General features: G+C 39.0%; 24 protein-coding genes and 1 tRNA gene. 18 read left to right on the top strand and 7 right to left on the bottom strand.

The window, feature by feature from the left end:
- Positions 1-156: 156 nt before the first annotated feature.
- Positions 157-1,002 (bottom strand): DUF2911 domain-containing protein, encoded by an 846-nt coding sequence (locus U735_RS0110810; RefSeq protein ID WP_031443830.1) that lies wholly within the window; start codon positions 1,000-1,002, stop codon positions 157-159.
- Positions 1,003-1,176: 174 nt separating this feature from the next.
- On the opposite strand from U735_RS0110810, the gene U735_RS0110805 reads away from it, so the two are divergent.
- From U735_RS0110805 to U735_RS0110750, 12 genes are all read left to right on the top strand, one after another.
- Positions 1,177-1,596: a DUF1801 domain-containing protein gene (locus U735_RS0110805; RefSeq protein ID WP_031443829.1), complete on the top strand. Its 420-nt coding sequence runs from the start codon at positions 1,177-1,179 to the stop codon at positions 1,594-1,596.
- An 8-nt stretch (positions 1,597-1,604) separates the two neighbouring features.
- Positions 1,605-2,195, top strand: coding sequence for a Crp/Fnr family transcriptional regulator (locus U735_RS0110800; protein ID WP_031443828.1), 591 nt, complete (start codon positions 1,605-1,607; stop codon positions 2,193-2,195).
- Positions 2,196-2,276: 81 nt separating this feature from the next.
- Positions 2,277-3,155 carry a pirin family protein gene (locus U735_RS0110795; protein WP_031443827.1) on the top strand — a complete coding sequence of 293 codons (879 nt, stop codon included), beginning with the start codon at positions 2,277-2,279 and terminating at the stop codon, positions 3,153-3,155.
- Positions 3,156-3,211: 56 nt separating this feature from the next.
- Positions 3,212-3,505 (top strand): GNAT family N-acetyltransferase, encoded by a 294-nt coding sequence (locus U735_RS0110790; RefSeq protein WP_031443826.1) that lies wholly within the window; start codon positions 3,212-3,214, stop codon positions 3,503-3,505.
- 2 nt (positions 3,506-3,507) lie between these two features.
- Positions 3,508-3,738, top strand: a complete 231-nt coding sequence (locus tag U735_RS0110785; protein WP_031443825.1) for a (4Fe-4S)-binding protein — start codon at positions 3,508-3,510, stop codon at positions 3,736-3,738.
- A gap of 136 nt (positions 3,739-3,874) precedes the next feature.
- Positions 3,875-4,417 carry a DUF3124 domain-containing protein gene (locus U735_RS0110780; RefSeq protein ID WP_083260667.1) on the top strand — a complete coding sequence of 181 codons (543 nt, stop codon included), beginning with the start codon at positions 3,875-3,877 and terminating at the stop codon, positions 4,415-4,417.
- 147 nt (positions 4,418-4,564) lie between these two features.
- On the top strand, positions 4,565-5,224 hold the full coding sequence (locus U735_RS0110775; RefSeq protein WP_031443823.1) for a hydrolase: 660 nt from the start codon (positions 4,565-4,567) through the stop codon (positions 5,222-5,224).
- A 47-nt stretch (positions 5,225-5,271) separates the two neighbouring features.
- Positions 5,272-5,571, top strand: a complete 300-nt coding sequence (locus U735_RS0110770; protein WP_031443822.1) for a hypothetical protein — start codon at positions 5,272-5,274, stop codon at positions 5,569-5,571.
- Positions 5,572-5,595: 24 nt separating this feature from the next.
- Positions 5,596-6,267, top strand: a complete 672-nt coding sequence (locus U735_RS0110765) for a lysoplasmalogenase (RefSeq protein WP_031443821.1) — start codon at positions 5,596-5,598, stop codon at positions 6,265-6,267.
- A complete protein-coding gene (locus U735_RS0110760; RefSeq protein WP_031443820.1) occupies positions 6,260-6,688 on the top strand; it encodes a GNAT family N-acetyltransferase in 429 nt (142 codons plus the stop codon). Before U735_RS0110765 ends, U735_RS0110760 begins: the two co-directional genes overlap by 8 nt.
- A 133-nt stretch (positions 6,689-6,821) precedes the next feature.
- Complete coding sequence (locus tag U735_RS0110755; RefSeq protein WP_031443819.1) at positions 6,822-7,268, top strand: VOC family protein; 447 nt, start codon at positions 6,822-6,824, stop codon at positions 7,266-7,268.
- A gap of 69 nt (positions 7,269-7,337) precedes the next feature.
- Positions 7,338-7,814, top strand: coding sequence for a GAF domain-containing protein (locus U735_RS0110750; protein ID WP_031443818.1), 477 nt, complete (start codon positions 7,338-7,340; stop codon positions 7,812-7,814).
- Between the two features lie 119 nt (positions 7,815-7,933).
- Here U735_RS0110750 and murA read toward each other — a convergent pair whose 3' ends face one another.
- From murA to U735_RS0110735, 3 genes are all read right to left on the bottom strand, one after another.
- Entirely contained in the window at positions 7,934-9,241 is a 1,308-nt protein-coding gene (gene murA, locus U735_RS0110745) for a UDP-N-acetylglucosamine 1-carboxyvinyltransferase (RefSeq protein WP_031443817.1), read from the bottom strand.
- A gap of 15 nt (positions 9,242-9,256) precedes the next feature.
- Entirely contained in the window at positions 9,257-9,910 is a 654-nt protein-coding gene (locus U735_RS0110740; protein ID WP_031443816.1) for a DUF4290 domain-containing protein, read from the bottom strand.
- Positions 9,911-9,997: 87 nt separating this feature from the next.
- Positions 9,998-10,285 carry a DUF493 family protein gene (locus U735_RS0110735; protein WP_031443815.1) on the bottom strand — a complete coding sequence of 96 codons (288 nt, stop codon included), beginning with the start codon at positions 10,283-10,285 and terminating at the stop codon, positions 9,998-10,000.
- A gap of 116 nt (positions 10,286-10,401) precedes the next feature.
- Here U735_RS0110735 and U735_RS0110730 point away from each other — a divergent pair, with 116 nt between their 5' ends.
- The 5 genes from U735_RS0110730 (at position 10,402) to U735_RS0110705 (ending at position 14,918) form a co-directional block, all read left to right on the top strand.
- Entirely contained in the window at positions 10,402-10,944 is a 543-nt protein-coding gene (locus U735_RS0110730) for an AAA family ATPase (RefSeq protein WP_031443814.1), read from the top strand.
- The gene (locus U735_RS0110725; RefSeq protein ID WP_083260666.1) at positions 10,944-12,848 is read left to right on the top strand and encodes a RecQ family ATP-dependent DNA helicase; all 1,905 of its coding nucleotides are present in this window, start codon (positions 10,944-10,946) and stop codon (positions 12,846-12,848) included. The genes U735_RS0110730 and U735_RS0110725 overlap by 1 nt, the downstream gene beginning before the upstream one ends.
- Entirely contained in the window at positions 12,845-13,792 is a 948-nt protein-coding gene (gene fmt / locus U735_RS0110720) for a methionyl-tRNA formyltransferase (RefSeq protein ID WP_031443812.1), read from the top strand. The genes U735_RS0110725 and fmt overlap by 4 nt, the downstream gene beginning before the upstream one ends.
- Positions 13,793-13,970: 178 nt before the next feature.
- A complete protein-coding gene (locus tag U735_RS0110710; RefSeq protein WP_031443811.1) occupies positions 13,971-14,243 on the top strand; it encodes an HU family DNA-binding protein in 273 nt (90 codons plus the stop codon).
- 114 nt (positions 14,244-14,357) lie between these two features.
- Positions 14,358-14,918: a YqgE/AlgH family protein gene (locus U735_RS0110705; RefSeq protein ID WP_031443810.1), complete on the top strand. Its 561-nt coding sequence runs from the start codon at positions 14,358-14,360 to the stop codon at positions 14,916-14,918.
- A 10-nt stretch (positions 14,919-14,928) separates the two neighbouring features.
- On the opposite strand, the gene U735_RS0110700 is transcribed toward U735_RS0110705, so the two are convergent.
- A complete protein-coding gene (locus U735_RS0110700; protein ID WP_031443809.1) occupies positions 14,929-15,774 on the bottom strand; it encodes an aminotransferase class IV in 846 nt (281 codons plus the stop codon).
- A gap of 53 nt (positions 15,775-15,827) precedes the next feature.
- Positions 15,828-16,211 (bottom strand): START-like domain-containing protein, encoded by a 384-nt coding sequence (locus tag U735_RS0110695; RefSeq protein WP_031443808.1) that lies wholly within the window; start codon positions 16,209-16,211, stop codon positions 15,828-15,830.
- A gap of 135 nt (positions 16,212-16,346) precedes the next feature.
- Between U735_RS0110695 and U735_RS0110690 the strand changes: the two genes are divergently transcribed.
- Positions 16,347-16,420 (top strand) — tRNA-Met (locus U735_RS0110690).
- Positions 16,421-16,785: 365 nt separating this feature from the next.
- Here the strand turns inward: U735_RS0110690 and U735_RS0110685 are convergent.
- Positions 16,786-17,739: a hypothetical protein gene (locus U735_RS0110685; protein ID WP_031443807.1), complete on the bottom strand. Its 954-nt coding sequence runs from the start codon at positions 17,737-17,739 to the stop codon at positions 16,786-16,788.
- Between the last annotated feature and the right edge of the window lie 409 nt (positions 17,740-18,148).

Genomic DNA, 18,148 nt, shown 5'->3' with positions numbered 1-18,148 from the left:
GTTATAAATCTTTCAAAAAAAAGAGGCTGTCTAAAAAGTCAAGACAGCCTCTTTTTTATTCGGGTAGGTATCGGAGAACTATTCTCAAATACGCAAATTATGGAGGGGTTGAAATACTTTTTAGACGCCCTCTTTTAAATTTGGTACGCCAATATATTACATGGCCCCCCACTCTTTCAAGGAATCTTTGTTCATCTTAATATAATCATCATTACCTGCTGCTTCGGCAGCGGCCAAAGATTTTTTAGCAGTTTCAATGGCTTGTTTTTTGTCACCTGCCTTAGCGTAGATCAATGATTGTTGTCTCAACTGCCAAAAAGCTGGTTTCTCCGTCATGCTCATGGCTTTATCCATCCATTCCTTGGCCTTATTGATATCCTTACCGGAATTCATATAATATACAGCAGCTGCATAATAATCATTGGCGTCCGGGCCTTTCATTACTTTTTCTATTGAACTTGTTACAGCCTTGTCCGTAGGAACATCAAACTTAACACCTACATATGCATCTGACCAAAACATGCCTAAAGTGGCAGCGTTATCAGAAAGGCCATCTATAGAAATCGTAAAAGTTTCAACCTCAAATGGCAGATTTTGCACTTGAGCAGTGGTTTTGGCGGCTACCTTGCTTTCATCCCAATCAGACGGAGTTCCGCCACCATTGTAATCGGTATAGAAAATAACTTCCCAGGAACTAGCTCCCGGCTTGGTAAAAATAGCATAGGAACCAGCTTTAAGTTCTTGACCTCCAATCTTTACATTTTCACTAAAGGTTATTTTGGTCCTGGCGTTGGCCCCTGTTCTCCATAATTTATCATAAGGCACCAAATCCCCAAAAATGGTTCTTCCACGCATGGATGGCCTGGAATATTCCACCGTTACATCGGTCAATCCAACCTTTTGGATCAAAGTAGAGGACGGACTCGCTGCCGGCGTTGAGATCTGTGACTGTAGTCCGAAGGATACAGCAATCATAAATACTAAAAGTGTTATTTTTTTCATGTTGATAAGTGTTTAGAACGTTTCTGCTAAATTACATATTAAAAGCCTAATCTGGAAGTGGGTTTGTAGTATTGTATCCAACGAATAATAATATTTTCCAAATCGATAATGATATATAGCCTATCATGTTTTACTCCTTTTTTACTAAATTTATAGAACGCCAATATTTGATATATGACAGAGAACAAAACCAGACCTAACAATAATTCCGTCATAGCCTTTCTAAATTCTGTTGAGGGCGAAGAAAAGCGTAAGGATTCACATGCATTATTGCAATTGTTTAAAAGTATAACCCTTGAACCTGCAGTAATGTGGGGTGAAAGTATAGTCGGCTTTGGCAGTTATCATTACAAATACGATTCTGGTCGGGAAGGAGATATGTGCATCACGGGATTTTCCCCTAGAAAGTCCAATTTTTCAATCTACATCATGTCTGGATTTTCCAATTACCAGGATCTATTGGAACAATTGGGGCCCCACAAAACGGGCAAAGCCTGTCTGTATGTAAAACGATTATCGGATATTGATATGGACGTTCTTTCCGAAATTATACGATCATCCTACCTTCATTATAAAAACAAACATTCCCAATAAAGATTCTTATGCAAAACTTCACTAAGTATCTAAAAACCAAGGCGAATATAGCGGAACCTGAATTTCAGCTGCTTATAAAAAAAGTGGAATTCAGAAATATTGAGAAAGGGGAAGTGCTTTTGCGTCCGGGAGAAGTTTGTAGACATTCCTTCTTTGTTGAAAATGGTCTTTTACGGTCCTATACGGTTGACGACGCAGGTAAGGAACATATAATTCAGTTTGGTTCAGAAAATTGGATCGTTTCCGATAGGAGCAGTGCTTTTTTTAATGAACCTTCAGATTTGTTTATCGATGCCATAGAGGATACCGAAGTAGTTTTAATAAGTTCGGACTTTATAAACGAAGCCAGTGAAATAAGTTCTTCATTTAGAAACTACAATCAAATTGCCCTTCAGAACCACATTAGACACCAACAAAAAAGAATAAATCTTTTGTTGAGCGCAAGTGCTGAAAGGAGATATATGAATTTTATTAAATTATACCCCGATCTAACCTTAAGAGTGCCACAATGGATGATTGCTTCTTATTTGGGCATTACCCCGGAGAGTCTTAGTAGGGTACGAAAAGAATTGGCTCATAAGAATTTTAAGCCTAACTAGCGATTACATTACTTATCATACATCAATGCACAGAATCCCATTTCCTTGTATTATTGTTATATAATTATTAAATAGATATAGATGAATACAAAGAATATAGAAATAGTAGTGGCTCCAAGGGAACCGCACTATGTGGGTGACGGATTTAGGGTACATAACTTTATCCCCAGTGGATATAGGTTGGATATGGAAAGAATGGATCCTTTTATTCTTTTGGACTACAATTCCCCATTTTACTTCCCTCCTACCGATAAACCTAGAGGTGTTAGTGTACATCCGCACAGGGGTTTTGAAACGGTTACCATAGCATATCAGGGGAAAGTAGCCCATCATGACAGTTCGGGCAATAGTGGGGTGATTGGCGTAGGGGATGTACAGTGGATGACCGCAGCCTCAGGGATACTTCATAAGGAATATCACGAAGAGAAATTTAGTAAAGAAGGCGGGTATTTTCAAATGGCACAGCTTTGGGTAAACCTTCCAGCAAAATATAAAATGTCTGCTCCAAAATATCAGGGAATAACCAATTCCCAGATAAATAAATATCAGTTGGAAGACAATAAAGGGCTCATTGAAGTCATTGCGGGGAGCTATAAAAATGTTGCCGGCGCAGCATCAACCTTTTCCCCTGTTAATATGTTGAATGCTAGAATTGAAGAAGGTGGTAAAGCGGGTTTTAGCTTTCCAGCTGCCTACAATACTGCCTTACTGGTAGTTGCCGGGGAAATAAAGGTGAATGGAACGCAGACTGTAGCCGAAAATCACTTTGTCCTCTTTGAAAATGAGGGTGAAGACTTTAATATCGAGGCCACTAAAAAGTCGATTGTTCTAATTTTAAGCGGTGAGCCTCTTAACGAACCAATAGCTGCCCAAGGGCCCTTTGTAATGAATACCCGTGAGGAAATAGCCCAAGCAATAAAAGATTATAATTTGGGCAAATTTGGCTATTTGGAGGAATAAAGTGTAAATTGGAAATAGGATTATTGGATTATATTGTATAAATAATAACGATAGCTATGGAATACAAATTAATAGATAATACGGAAGGAAAGCAATATGAATATCATATTAATGGCGTTATTGCCAAAATTGAATATATAAGGACAAAAGATAAAATTTATCTTACCCATACGGAGGTTCCCAAGGAATTGGAAGGCCAAGGAGTGGCCTCCGCCTTGGTTAAGGATGTCTTGAAGGATATAGAAAGTAAGGAATTGACCTTGATTCCCATGTGCCCCTTTGTAGCTTCCTACATAAAAAGGCATCCAGATTGGAAAAAATTAGTACTAAAAGGAATTAATATCGCGTAATTATGGACAAGAAAGAAAATTCAAAGGAATACACCAATGGTGAAATTACTGTAGTCTGGAAACCTTCAAAATGCATTCATGCTGGAGTATGCGTCAAAACCTTGCCACAGGTTTATGATCCAAAAGGGAAACCGTGGATAAAGCCAGAGATGGCAACGACCGAACAATTGAAATCGCAGATCGCAAATTGTCCGTCCGGGGCCCTATCGTTTTATATGAACGGCAAAAGCTAAAAACTTATATCTATCGACAAATTTGAAATGCACGATTCACCAATTAAAGAGTATCTTTATGCTGGACTAAGCGATCGTAAAGGGAGCATTAGTTTCAAGTTTTAATGATGTAATGTTTTAAACGAAGTCTAGAAGAATGATTAATATATTTCTTAAAAGTTTCCATTTAACAGGACTCAAAATATGTCTTGTCCTCTTCTCCTTGCCAATGATTATTAGTTGTTCCGAGGAAAAGGCCGTAAGTCATATAGACCCCATTAATTGGCAAAAGAGATCCTTGGCCCTACCTGCTCAGGACTCACTTATTAAAGGTAGTTCTTATTTGTCCATATACTCGTCCATATACGATGGCACGGAAAGAACGCTGCATCATTTAACGGCTACGGCAAGTATGAGGAATGTTAGTAACACCGATTCTATATATATCCTAAAAGCTGAATATTACAATACGCAAGGAGATCTTATTCGCACCTATTTTAACAAGCCTATATTTCTGAAACCTTTGGAAACCATAGAAATTGTTATCGATCAAGATGATGAACATGGGGGTACAGGCGCCAATTTTGTTTTTGATTGGGCTGTGGAATCTCATAATCACGAGCCTATTTTTGAAGCCGTTATGATCTCGACTACAGGACAACAGGGAATTTCCTTTACTACTCGGGGAATAAAATTGTAGGCTTTCTATTCGGCCATTAATTTGACTTTGCATCAAATCTTCCTTCCTGTACCAAACAAAAAAAAAGACTATATTTAATTAGGTCTAGTCTAAAGCATATTTACCAACAGTGTTGTTGTTTCTTATAACCTAATTCATTGCCGCATTATGATCAAGGTACCTTCTTTTGGGAGTAAACTAAGAAAAAATATAGTGGAGGTGCCCGAGGCAATCAACACTTGTTCAGGAATACGTGTTTTTGGGCAATTACTAAAATCTTTTCTTTTCTGTACAGATGTTGCCATCATTAGAAACACTAATGCCAATGCTATAATTGCCGTCTATCCCTTTACTCCCCAGCCTCTAATTAGCCATGCCTTGATTTTGGCAGCCGACAAACCTATATTTTGTGGTGTTGGTGGTGGAATTACAACAGGTAAAAGATCTGTGGAACTGGCTTTGCATGCAGAGTTTCAAGGAGCCTTGGGGGTTGTCTTGAACAAACCAACTCCCAATGAACTTATAGCCAGATTAAAGTCGAAAATTGACATTCCAGTTACCATTACCATGGTTTCTGAAAAGGATGACATAAAAGGAAGAATAGCCGCTGGGGTGGATATCTTTAACGTTTCAGGAGCGGGTAAAACTGCTGACATTGTTAAGCGCATTAGGGATATTGACAGCGATATAGCCATTTTGGCCACAGGAGGCCATTTGGAGGAAGACATTATAAGAACCATAGAAGCAGGTGCCAATGCCATTAGCTATACGCCTCCTTCCACAAGCGAGTTGTTCAAGGATATCATGTTAAAGTACAGAAGCGAATAATTATATATTGATCAAAATCCAAACTTAAAACCAATAACCCTTATTGCATGAATATCATACACAGTATCCCAGAAAACATTTTTGAAAGCATAGGAATTGCAGCCGGCCTAAGTGCCTGTCTGGTCATAGCTATACAGGTCTATAAAGAATACCGCTATAAAGGTCCCAGCAGCCTCTCCAATGGCTTTATTTTTGGCTGGGTATTTATTTATCTGTTTTGGTGTTTTTACGGAATCCGTTTTAATACCGTAGCCCTTTGGCTTACCAATGCCATTGCGGTAGTTCTCCAATTGGCTCTCTGTTTTATTGTGGTTAGAAAAAGAAAACTATATAGTTCGCAAACCTAACGTTTAGAGTATTATTTTTTTAGCATGAAAACAATGAAGAATGCCTTTATTGGCGTATTTATTCTTTTGGTACTCTTGGATCTGGTGACAGGATACCTGCATTATCAAGTCCTAAGGCAGTTCACCAAACCGCTTATACTCCTTTCACTACTATTGTTTTTTGGGGTATATGGAAGGCAGCTTGCCAAAAAGATATATCGGTACAGTTTGTTAGCGCTTTTCTTTTCCTTATTGGGAGACATATTCCTGCTCTATGATCATCTCTCACCCTTGTATTTTATGTGTGGACTAATAGCTTTTCTGCTTGCCCATATAACTTATTCCTTGGTTTTTCTTATCCAGGGCAAAACTATATTTAAAAAGGAAATTGGCGTGGTAGCCGCCTTATTGCTGGTCTATGGCACTACCCTGTTCATAATTCTTCAGGATAATTTGGGGGCGTTAAAAATCCCTGTAATTATTTACATCTTAGGTATTCTAGCAATGGCCGTTTCTGCTTACAGTAGAAAGGATCAGGTTAATCATATAAGTTTCCAATTGGTATTTATTGGAGCCATGTTCTTTGTCTTGTCCGATAGTATTCTTGCCATCAATAAGTTTCTTGTGATTATACCGGGATCACACATTCTGGTAATGGGTACTTATGCCGCGGCACAATATTTAATTGTAAGAGGTTTGTTAGTGGGTAATGACTGATTATATTCAAGTTCAAGAGATATCGGCGGTAGAAACCTACCCATTAAGGCATGAGGTAATGTGGCCAAACATGCCTATGGATTATATTGTCCTTCCCAATGATGAACAGGGAATCCATTTTGGACTCTTTTCAAATGATACCTTAATTGCAGTTGCCTCATTATTTATAGAAAACAACATTGCACAGTTCCGCAAACTTGCCACGGCTATCCCAGAACAGGGAAAGGGCTATGGCAGCCAACTCCTCTCCCATCTCATGGCCTACGCCAAAAACAAAAAAGCATACAAAATATGGTGCAATGCCCGAACGGACAAAAAAGAATTTTATTTAAAATTTGGTTTGGAAGTCACCAACATTGCTTTTAGAAAACACGAAATTGACTATGTGGTAATGGAAAAAATTATAATACCTCAAAAATAACCACTAAAACAGTTGAGCACTTACTATTTTATTCATTTTTAAGTACCTTTCTTTCCTGCAAAATTATGCGCTTTGTATTCAACCTATTTCAACCTTATATCATTATCCTATTTAAAAATTAAAACCTATTAATATGTATAAATCTTTATTTCCAATATTATTTTTTTTTAGCATTCAAATCCATGCTCAAAGCTTTGATTTTAAGATCGACCACTCCTCCCTAATCGTCAATAATCTGGACACTACTGCAGATTTCTATTCCAACATTCTAAAGTTAAAGGAAATTCCACACCCTGACAAAGCACCTGGCTTTCGTTGGTTTGCTGTCCAGGGCAATTCACAGCTGCATCTGATCTATAAGGATACAGTGGTAATGAAGAAGCATAAATCCATGCACCTTTGTTTATCCACACCAAACTTGGAGACCTTTATTGAACATTTGGAAAGTAACAACGTGGAATATGAGGATTGGCCGGGGACAAAAGGAGCGGTTACCTTGCGTTCGGATGGAGTACGACAGATATATCTCACAGATCCCGAAGGCTATTGGATAGAAGTCAATAACGCCAAGCACGATTAAAAAATCCAGTCTATAATTTGGCTAGATTTAGTAAATTTGGCTTTTAACCAAAAATATAAATTGAAGCATATGAACAAGGACAATGAGCAACGGGCTACTGTAATAGATTCCCTCCTTAAAAATAAGGCCACGAATTGGCAGGAAGTCCTTTCCACTGTGATTTCCGCTTTTGACTGTACTACGGGTACTATTCATTTTTTGGATGAAAAATCCGGATTGTTAAAGGTCCAGGCGCATCAAGGCATTCCACCCTTTTTAATCCCCAAACTTTCCGAGATTCCAATTGGTAAGGGAATGGCGGGAATAGCGGCGGAACGGCGTGAACCGGTTGAAATGTGCAACCTACAAACCGATGATTCCGGGGTGGCGCGTCCTGCAGCCAAAGAAACAAAAGTTGAAGGCTCCATAGCTGCTCCAATGATGCTCAATGGGAAATTATTTGGAACCTTGGGAATTGCCAAACCCGTTCCTTATGATTTTACCGAGGAAGAAGTGAGCGATCTTTTGACTATTGGCGAAAAAATTTGTAAGGCAATAAGCTCATAGACACCTTGACCCAATGGCATTCTTAAAGTCTTGATACAAATACATTAGTGCATCTACAAAATTAAACAAGGACTTTCGTTTGGAAAGTCCTTGTTTAATTTATAATGTTTTATTCTTGACTAAACTCTGGTGATTTTGGCACCAATAGCCCTCAATCTTGTATCTATATTTTCGTAACCCCTATCTATCTGTTCAATATTATGAATGGTAGAAGTGCCTTTAGCGGACAAGGCTGCTATCAGCAAAGAAACACCCGCCCTAATGTCCGGAGACACCATGGTGGTGGCTTTTAGGCTGGATTTGAAGTTATGACCTATAACAGTAGCCCTATGTGGATCGCAAAGAATAATCTTGGCCCCCATATCTATTAATTTATCCACAAAGAACAAACGGCTTTCAAACATTTTTTGATGGATCAAGACCTCACCTTTTGCTTGGGTGGCCATTACCAGAATAATACTCAACAAGTCTGGCGTAAGGCCAGGCCATGGCGCATCTGCCACGGTTAAAATGGAACCGTCTATATAATTCTGGATCTCATAACCATCCTTATGTTCGGGAATAACGATATCGTCCCCTTTTCGTTCCAGTTGTATCCCCAACTTTCTAAAAACAGTAGGAATTTGGCCCAAATCGTCCCAACTAACATCTTTAATCGTTAGATTGCTCCTAGTCATTGCGGCCAGGCCGATCCAACTACCGATTTCGATCATATCCGGAAGCATACGGTGGTCTGTGCCTCCAAGTCTATCAACACCTTCTATTTCCAATAGATTGGAGCCGATTCCCGTAATTTTGGCTCCCATCCTATTCAACATTTTGCACAATTGCTGTAAATAAGGTTCACAGGCTGCATTGTATATGGTGGTTTTGCCATCCGCAAGTACTGAGGCCATAACAATATTCGCTGTTCCGGTAACCGAAGCCTCATCCAAGAGCATATAGGTGCCCTTCAATTTTTTGGCTTCAACACCATAAAAGTGTTCCTCCTTATTATATCTAAATTTGGCACCCAATTTTATAAAACCTTCAAAGTGGGTATCCAATCGCCTACGTCCTATTTTATCACCGCCCGGTTTTGGAATATACCCCTTACCAAATCGCGCCAATAATGGACCTACGAGCATAATGGACCCTCTAAGGCCCCTTCCGTCCTCTTTAAATTGGGCAGATTGCAGGTATTCCAAATTAATGTCATCTGCCATAAAAGTATAAGACCCTTGACCTTTCTTTTGGATCTTAACACCCAAATCCTCCAATAAGGATATCAGTTTGTTTACGTCTACAATATCCGGGATATTGGTAATCGATACTTTTTCTGAAGTAAGTAGTACGGCACAGAGTATTTGTAATGCTTCATTCTTTGCCCCTTGCGGCGTAATTTCACCATGTAATTGATGACCGCCTTCTATTCTAAATGTTCCCATTAAGGTTGGAGAAGATTAATACCGCTTTTTACCGCGGTTTTGATTTCTTTGCGTTTTTTTACCAGAACTGGTCCTAGGTGTTTTTGCCACACGATTTTTAAGGAATTGGCCACTTTCGGTCAAGTTTTCCCCTTCTTTGGCAAGATCTATTTGTCCGTCGCTCAACTCGTAAAGATGCTTAAAAATGGCCTTGTCGTCCACTGTGTCCTTGTTCCAATTAAGGTAACACTTTTTCATGTGGTTGGCTATGGCATATTCCAATCCGTCTCGCATATCACCTTTTTCCCACTTAACGGCCACATCGATCATACGTTTTATGTTGTTTCCATAAAACCTATATTTCGGAAAATTTTGAGGGTATTCCAATGGATCGGGACGCTTTTGCAAGGTCTCTTTAGAGGTGATGGGAAATGGCGATTCCACGTTCAATTTAAAATCGGACATGATAAACAATTGGTCCCATAGTTTATGTTGAAAATCGGGTACATCCCTCAAATGTGGCTGAATATTGCCCATAACACTTATGATGGCCTGGGCCACACGGTTACGTTCCGCATCGTCCTCTATGGAGATGGCATGGTCCACCATTTTCTGGAAATGACGTCCATACTCGGGTATAATGAGCTTTGGTCGCTCAGTATTGTATTCTAAGTTTTCTACTAAATTCAAATTGAAATATTTATTGCTATTTATTTATGATAAGGAAGTACTCTTATAACGTCTGCAAATTAACAAAATTATGCCACAAATACTATTTTAGAGTGATATTACCCCTTTAACCTCCCCTACTTCCTTGTATTTTTGTATTACTTCATCGGGATTTTTAAGATTCACGGTAATGCTCAAACTGGTATATTTTGCATTTTTAGACTGCTTGGATTCGATTACCGCCCCCGTATTATCAAAAATATCCTGTATCTGTTTAATCTTTGTTGTGTCGGTAGGTACTATAAACTTGTACAGGTAGTTGGAAGGCCATTTGCTACTTTCAGCTAATTGTTCCCGTAATCTACCATAAAATTCCTCTGATTTATCCTGATCCATGCCAATGTTTTTGCAAATATATAAAGTATCATTGTCAATTTTTTAATCTTAGGCCTATTTCATTACTTTGCAACACCATTTTATGCATGTAATTGCAAAACCTTAAACGCCGCTATTTGGATTTAGAAAGAATTGTCATCACAGGTGGACCCAGTACGGGAAAGACATCTATCATAGAAATAATTGAAAGGCAAGGCTTCTTTTGTTTTAGTGAAATATCCCGCGAGATTACCTTGGAAGCCAGGCAGCAAGGAATTCCACAGTTATTTGTTTCGGATCCTTTACTGTTTAGCGAAAGAATTATAGACGGCCGGATCAGGCAATTTCAGGCAGCCAGTGAGGTAGACAGACCCATTGTTTTTTATGATCGCGGTATACCGGACGTAGTGGCCTATATGGATTGTTTTGGTCAGTCCTATGGTGAGCATTTTGTAGAAAGCTGTAAGAATTTCAGATACGACCACGTATTTTTACTGCCACCTTGGAAAGAAATACACGAGTCCGACAATGAGCGCTATGAAAACTTTGAGGAGGCAGAGCGTATCCATACCTTTTTGGAAAAGGCCTACAGCACATATGGCTACAAAATTATAAATGTACCCAAGGAAACCGTAGAAGGAAGAGTTACCTTTATACTTAATAAATTAAAAAGGCTATAGTGCTGCAGCACCCTAAGGATATACTGGAAAAATTTTGGGGGTTTCCTGATTTTAAAAATTCCCAGGAAGACATCATAAGCGCCGTATTGAACGGACAGGATGTTTTGGCCCTGCTCCCAACGGGAGGTGGCAAATCCTTGTGCTTTCAGGTACCGGCATTGGCCCGAGAAGGTATTTGTATTGTGGTATCGCCCTTAATAGCCTTGATCCGAAACCAGGTAGACACCCTAAAAAAAATGGGCATAAAGGCCATTGCCCTAACTGGGGGCATTTCTTTTGACGAAGTAAACAACCTTTTGGACAATTGCCTGTATGGCAACTATAAATTCCTATACCTTTCCCCGGAAAGACTACAACAGGAATTGGTACAGGAGCGCATCCGGCAAATGAACGTTAACCTTATTGCTATTGACGAAGCGCATTGCATTAGTCAATGGGGCAACGATTTTAGACCTGCCTACTTGGAATGCCATATTTTAAAGGAATTGGCACCTAATGTGCCTATGATAGCATTGACCGCCACGGCTACGGAGATGGTGGTCAAGGATATCTGCAACAATTTACATTTGGAACAACCATTGGTGGTGAAGGATTCCTTTTCCAGAAACAATATTAATTTTAATGTCTACTGGGAGGAGGACAAAAAATACCGCCTTAAGGAATTATGCGCCCAGACCAATACGAGCAGCATAGTCTATGTCCGAAGTAGAAAAATGACCATGGAATTGGCCTATTACCTATCCCAGCAAGGACATACGGCCACCTTTTTTCACGGTGGTATTTCCAAAAAGGACAAGGATACCAGATTAAACCAGTGGTTGGAAAACAAGGTAAAGATCATGGTGGCCACCAATGCTTTTGGAATGGGGATCGATAAACCGGATGTTGGCCTTGTGGTACATTACCAAATTCCGGACAGTATGGAAAATTACTTTCAGGAGGCCGGAAGGGCCGGAAGGGACGGAAAACCGGCAAATGCTGCCTTAATTACCAACCCCACGGACGAAGCCCAGGTACGAAAACAATTTTTAGGGGTCTTGCCCGATGTGGACTTTCTTAAGTTGTTGTACCGAAAACTGGCCAACTATTTTCAGATTCCCTTTGGGGAAGGCAGTGGCGAAACCTTTCAATTGCCCTTCAATTCCTTTTGCGAAACCTACAAACTAAATACTACCTTAACGTATAACGGTTTAAGGCTGTTGGATCAAAACTCCGTTATATCCCTGACCGAGGCATTTTCACAAAGAACAAGTATACGGATGATAGCTTCCAAGCATCAAATATTTGATTACCTGGAAAAAAACCGGGCATCGGCAACTATAGTCCAAACCATTCTTAGAACTTACGGTGGTATATTCGATTTTGACACCAAAATCAATCCCTTATTGATTTCGCGAAAAGCCAACACAAGCGAAAATGAGGTAATAGCGGTATTGGAAAAAATGGAAAAAGATGAAATAATCGAATACCATGCCCAACACAGCGATCTGGAAATTACATTTTTGGTACCCAGGGAGGATGAACGTACTATCAATATCTTCGCAAAAAAAATAAAACAGATACAGCAGGTTAAAAAGGACAATGTAGAAAGTATGTTGACCTATATAAAGGATTCCAAACAATGCAGAAGTCGGCACATTCTTAAATACTTTGGTGAAGCCAGCAAGGAGAACTGTGGTAAATGTGACGTATGTCTGCAAAAGAATCCTATAAACAATGACATTATTAAAATCATAGAACAGGATATTCTACAAATTTTGATGGTGAGAAAAGAAAGTTCCAGAGAGCTGATAAAATTATTGACCTATAAGGAAAGTTCCATTATTTTGGCTTTACAGCGATTATTGGAAGAGAGGAGAATAAGCGTAAATTCTATTAACCAGTACGAAATAATCAAAAAATGAGCAAACCACGAATAGTATTTATGGGTACCCCGGATTTTGCCGTGGCCATTTTGGACAAGCTAGTTAAAAGCAACAGTAATATTGTGGGAGTAATTACTGCTCCCGACAAGCCGGCCGGCCGTGGAAGAAAATTACACGAATCCGCCGTGAAGGTTTATGCCATGGAACATGGACTAAAAATTATGCAGCCCACCAATTTAAAGGATCCCAATTTTATAGAGGAATTGGAAGGATTACATCCAGAGCTTCAGATTGTGGTGGCTTTTAGAATGCTGCCCAAAGCGGTTTGGGAAATGCCAAAGTTGGGCACTTTTAACCTTCACGCTTCCCTCCTGCCCCAATACCGTGGAGCGGCCCCAATTAATTGGGCTATCATCAACGGAGAGCAGGAAACTGGGGTGACCACCTTCTTTATAGACGATAAAATTGATACTGGGGCCATATTGCTTCAAAAGAAAACCAACATTTCGGAAGAGGATACTGCCGGCACTTTGCACGATAAGCTGATGCATTTGGGAGCAGACCTAGTATTGGAAACTATTAACAAATTGGAGAATAAAGAAATAGCCCCATCCAAGCAGCAGGAAAATAGACCCTTAAAGGAAGCGCACAAAATCCACAAAGAGACCTGTGAAATTGATTGGAACCAGGATATTACAAGCATATATAATTTTATTAGGGGATTAAGCCCCTTTCCAACCGCATGGACTACCCTGCACAACGGGGAGGATGATCTGTTCCTAAAGATATACTCCGCCAAAATGGATTTGGAACCTCACCAATTAAAGGTAGGGACAGTTGCTGCCACCAAAAACGAACTAAAGGTAGCTGTAAAGGGAGGTTACATCAATTTATTGGAAATTCAACTGCCCGGAAAAAGAAAAATGACCACCAAAGAGGTGTTGAACGGATTAAAATTGGCAGAAAACGCCTATGTTGGGTAAACCCCTATGTTCATTGGGGGTGTGGGAAATCGTAAAAAAAACCCTACTTTATCAACAAACGTTTCAAGTTATCAACAAAATTGCGGATTTCCCCCCATTTTACTTGCGTTACTGGCAAATCCGTATAAATTTGTTGAAGTATTTAATTATAATTAATAACACTTAATTTATCGAAATTATGAACAAAACAGAATTAATCGATGCAATGGCAGCTGATGCTGGCATTACTAAAGCCGCAGCTAAAAAGGCATTGGAATCTTTCTTAGGAAACGTTGAAGGTTCTCTAAAAAAAGGTGGTAGAGTATCTCTAGTAGGTTTCGGATCATGGTCTGTATCTAAAAGAAATGCAAGAGAAGGTAGAAATCCATCAACTGGAAAGACTATCCAAATTGCAGCTAAAAATGTAGTGAAGTTTAAGGCAGGTGCTGATTTGAGCGGTGCAGTAAACTAGTCATAATATTATTATACATAGAAAGCACTTCTTTAACAGGAAGTGCTTTTTTTGTACAAAACACTTTTCAGATTAACAGATTTGTTTTATTTTAGAGATACTAGAACAAACAATATGGTTGCTGAAAAGCCAAAAAAAGGCAAACTCCTTATTGCTGAGCCTACACTTTCAGGTGATGTTTCCTTTAACAGGTCTATAGTCCTGTTGGCGGAGCACAACCATGAAGGGTCTGTTGGTTTTATACTTAATAAGCCTTTGGACTATAGTATAAATGATCTGGTAACCGAAATAGATATCCCTTTTCAGGTCTATAATGGGGGGCCTGTAGAACAGGACAATCTTTATTTTATCCACAAGGTTCCACAACTCATAGAAAATAGTATTGAAATATCCGACGGAATCTATTGGGGCGGAGATTTTGGTTCTATTGTGGACCTGATCAATAATAAGGTGATTTCTGAAAACGATATCCGCTTCTTTTTGGGATATTCCGGTTGGTCTTCCCTTCAATTGGATCAGGAATTGCATTCAAAATCTTGGGTCGTGGTAAAAAATGTCTATGAAAGTGCCATTATCCAAAAATCTTCCAATGCTTTTTGGAAAGAAAAAATGATGGAATTGGGAGGCAATTACCTGATATGGTCCAATGCCCCTGAAAACCCTAACCTAAATTAAACTTATATATTTAGTTCAACCTTGCAGCAGCGTTTAGCTTGCCCAATAAATCGGCTGCCACCTTAGTTTCGTACCCCTTCTTTCTATATTTTGTAATGGGCTGAATACCTGTGATTGCATTGGTTATGAACAGCTCATCCGCTTTTTGCAGCTCGAAGGGAGAAATAAAAGCTTCCTCAAATTGGTACTTGTCCAACGAACCTAAAATACCGATTAGCTTCTTGCGCACAATTCCGTTTAAGCAACCGTCTTTTAGGGACGGGGTTTTAATATGTTGGTCCTTTACCAAAAAGAGATTGCCATTAAGTGCTTCCACTACCCTTTTTTCCTGGTTTAGCAACAGACAGTTCTGGTAACCATTTTCGGAAGCAAAAATACTCCCTACAACGTTGATTGCCTTATTATTCGTCTTTAAGGTAGAAAGCATATCCGCGTTAACATAAAAGTCCTTAAAAAGTTCCACTTCATAGGCATCGCTATTAAGAGTAAAAAAGGGGGAATCCAAAGAGTTGGCTTCAATAATATAGGATACGTCATTGGTCTGTGGCAGGTATAGACCGCCATTATTTCTAAATACGGTAAATCGTATCCGGGCAGGTTTCTCCAACAGGCCGTTGGCTTCCACGCAGGCCAATAACTGTTCTTCCAAAAATTCCATGGTAAAATTCATAGGAATTTCCATTCTCAAGATCCGCATAGAGGCCATAAGCCTAAGATAGTGGTCCTCCCAAAAGAATATTTTTCCGTTTACTACCCTGATGGACTCGAACAGGGCATCGCCATAGCGCAGTCCCCTATTTTCGTGATTAAGGTAAGATGTGTTTTTAGAAAGTAGGTTTCCGTTAAAATTAACCATAAAAAAAGCCTTGAAAAATCAAGGCCAAAGATACATTTTATTCCATTAATGGATTAGGCCGAACCTAAAACCTGCTTTAAACTGGATACTTGGTTCTCCCAAAGCATTTTAGCTTCGTCTACTTCATCCTCATCTGCAAAATCTGTAATAAACAAGGAAACATCCTTAGTTATTTCGTCTACTATAATCCGCATTTCAAAAAAACTATCATCTTCTTCCGCTACCCAAGTAAACTTTACAAATTCATCGCTCTTGCGCTTTAATAATTTTGCCTGCTCTTCAGAGCCGTCCCAAATAAAATTGAACATTTCTCCTCTGGAATTTACGTTGTCTGCGAACCATTCGGAAAGTCCTGAGGGGGTAGATATATATTGATATAGTAGTTGTGGAGAGGATTGAATTACAAATTCAACTTCAAATTTTGTTTTATCGCTCATTCTAAATAGTGTTTATGGCGGACAATATATATATTTATAAATGATTAAAAAATAAAACCGAGATAATATTTTTAGCAATCTAATTTGGATAGGACAGAAAATTAACTTTATATTTGCACCCGTTAAAAACGGCATGGCGAGGTAGCTCAGTTGGTTAGAGCGTCGGATTCATAACCCGGAGGTCACGAGTTCAACTCTCGTTCTCGCTACAAGACTTAAGTTTATAAAAATCAACGGATTGGTTACTGCCAATCCGTTTTTTTATGACTTCTATTTCCGTATTTTTGCCCAAAATGTCTTTAGAAAGTGTAGCCTACCTACAAAATGGAGAAAAAACACCCGTTAAAATAAGTAACCCTATGCACTAGCTTATAATTTTCGATATCGTGAGCTAAAGCAGCCTATTTAAAGCTTTATTGATTTTCCCATTTGTACGATGTTTCCTTTTTTTAGGGGAAAGCCTTATAACAAGGGATTCTATTTTTAGAATTATGGCCCATCTTTCCAGAAAACAAAACCGACAGCCGTAATTTGGCAACTATCCAAAATTTGTAAGGAACATAATTCTAATACATTAATCCTTAAAAAACTGAATAAGATAGGCAATCAAAATACTTACCATTAGTCCTATGTTGACCTTTGCAAAGTCTTTGATTATTAATCGGTAAGTGTTTTTCATTTCCTTTTTATGCATAAGATAGCTGATAGCAATTTCCCTACCGGCCAAAATTCCTATAAAAGTCCAAGTGGTACTCATAGGAACATTATTGAGTGAAGTGAAGAAGTACAACAACAACCCATAGCAGGCATCTATGATGGTAGCCGACCGTATATGTTGGGTGTTCGATTTTTGATTGACGATTTCTTGTATCTTACCCCCCTTTACACGGAATATATAGGCCATAATCAAAAGGATGACCCCAAGGGATACAAGAAGTTCGTTTACTCCCAACTGTCTGGGTAAAAAGACATAGATGTTGGCAAAATCCTGTATTAGCCATTGAGACCACAAAAAACCGGTAGAAAACCATTGTGCGACCAGCCAGTATCTCCTTTGCTTCTTTTTGTCCATCAAACGAATGGATGCTTTGGATTCAAATTTCCTCGATATCACAAGATATAGGACCAATGCAGCCACAAAGGCCAACGAGTAACCAAAGATAGATTTAAGAATCATTTTCTCAATAAGCTGTCCGGAGGAGAATATGCTCAGTATCATAAATGTAGTACTGACCGGAATACCGATACGGGTAATGATCAATAAAGAAATGGGAGCCAAAAGATACCACCACGGCAAAGGATGGGGCAAGGGAATTTCGGATAACCTACCATAAGATACATCCCCTGTATTCGCGTACCAACCATAAAGAATGGTTGCCGTAAGTATGAATCCAGCGAATGCCCAAAGATACCACCATTTTATTTTTGTGTTAGAGGCTATAAACGTCCCCAAGGTCTGTATAACATCGTTTGCAATAACTGCATAGGCAGCGATTAAAAACCCAGCATAGAGTATTAGTTGATCCATCCAAAACGATATTTACTTATAATAGACAAAAAATTTAAACCGAGCAAAATTAGTTTATATTTTGAGCCACAGATCGTATTTTGATAAATTAATATGCTGTGATTTCTAACGTCAAAACAGCAGACATTCTATGTGTTTCTTATCGGTTTAATTCGAATGGGATCCACATTGGATAAATGGGGCTGATCAACAAATTGGTCCGGCTATCGTGGGCTACTTCTAAACAATATACACCGCAACTTGATTGTTGGGCCCTTGTCGTTTTTTATTCATGGGATGGTCTATTGATTTTTAAAGGTATTCATGAATGCTCTGGATTTGGGCGATGCAAAAATGAACAGAACACAAACTTGGCCATAGTCCGTTCTATTTTTCACGGTTTAAACACAACATTTGGGATTGACCCCTA

Source organism: Arenibacter algicola, from assembly GCF_000733925.1.
GTDB lineage: Bacteria > Bacteroidota > Bacteroidia > Flavobacteriales > Flavobacteriaceae > Arenibacter > Arenibacter algicola.
This window is presented reverse-complemented; position numbering and strand designations above follow the sequence as displayed.

Bases quoted from the DNA above. Each gene is read 5' to 3' on its own strand.
- U735_RS0110810 (WP_031443830.1), bottom strand. From the start codon at position 1,002: ATGAAAAAAATAACACTTTTAGTATTTATGATTGCTGTATCCTTCGGA.
- U735_RS0110805 (WP_031443829.1), top strand. From the start codon at position 1,177: ATGACAGAGAACAAAACCAGACCTAACAATAATTCCGTCATAGCCTTT.
- U735_RS0110800 (WP_031443828.1), top strand. From the start codon at position 1,605: ATGCAAAACTTCACTAAGTATCTAAAAACCAAGGCGAATATAGCGGAA.
- U735_RS0110795 (WP_031443827.1), top strand. From the start codon at position 2,277: ATGAATACAAAGAATATAGAAATAGTAGTGGCTCCAAGGGAACCGCAC.
- U735_RS0110790 (WP_031443826.1), top strand. From the start codon at position 3,212: ATGGAATACAAATTAATAGATAATACGGAAGGAAAGCAATATGAATAT.
- U735_RS0110785 (WP_031443825.1), top strand. From the start codon at position 3,508: ATGGACAAGAAAGAAAATTCAAAGGAATACACCAATGGTGAAATTACT.
- U735_RS0110780 (WP_083260667.1), top strand. From the start codon at position 3,875: ATGATTAATATATTTCTTAAAAGTTTCCATTTAACAGGACTCAAAATA.
- U735_RS0110775 (WP_031443823.1), top strand. From the start codon at position 4,565: ATGATCAAGGTACCTTCTTTTGGGAGTAAACTAAGAAAAAATATAGTG.
- U735_RS0110770 (WP_031443822.1), top strand. From the start codon at position 5,272: ATGAATATCATACACAGTATCCCAGAAAACATTTTTGAAAGCATAGGA.
- U735_RS0110765 (WP_031443821.1), top strand. From the start codon at position 5,596: ATGAAAACAATGAAGAATGCCTTTATTGGCGTATTTATTCTTTTGGTA.
- U735_RS0110760 (WP_031443820.1), top strand. From the start codon at position 6,260: ATGACTGATTATATTCAAGTTCAAGAGATATCGGCGGTAGAAACCTAC.
- U735_RS0110755 (WP_031443819.1), top strand. From the start codon at position 6,822: ATGTATAAATCTTTATTTCCAATATTATTTTTTTTTAGCATTCAAATC.
- U735_RS0110750 (WP_031443818.1), top strand. From the start codon at position 7,338: ATGAACAAGGACAATGAGCAACGGGCTACTGTAATAGATTCCCTCCTT.
- murA (WP_031443817.1), bottom strand. From the start codon at position 9,241: ATGGGAACATTTAGAATAGAAGGCGGTCATCAATTACATGGTGAAATT.
- U735_RS0110735 (WP_031443815.1), bottom strand. From the start codon at position 10,285: ATGGATCAGGATAAATCAGAGGAATTTTATGGTAGATTACGGGAACAA.
- fmt (WP_031443812.1), top strand. From the start codon at position 12,845: ATGAGCAAACCACGAATAGTATTTATGGGTACCCCGGATTTTGCCGTG.
- U735_RS0110710 (WP_031443811.1), top strand. From the start codon at position 13,971: ATGAACAAAACAGAATTAATCGATGCAATGGCAGCTGATGCTGGCATT.
- U735_RS0110705 (WP_031443810.1), top strand. From the start codon at position 14,358: ATGGTTGCTGAAAAGCCAAAAAAAGGCAAACTCCTTATTGCTGAGCCT.
- U735_RS0110700 (WP_031443809.1), bottom strand. From the start codon at position 15,774: ATGGTTAATTTTAACGGAAACCTACTTTCTAAAAACACATCTTACCTT.
- U735_RS0110695 (WP_031443808.1), bottom strand. From the start codon at position 16,211: ATGAGCGATAAAACAAAATTTGAAGTTGAATTTGTAATTCAATCCTCT.
- U735_RS0110685 (WP_031443807.1), bottom strand. From the start codon at position 17,739: ATGGATCAACTAATACTCTATGCTGGGTTTTTAATCGCTGCCTATGCA.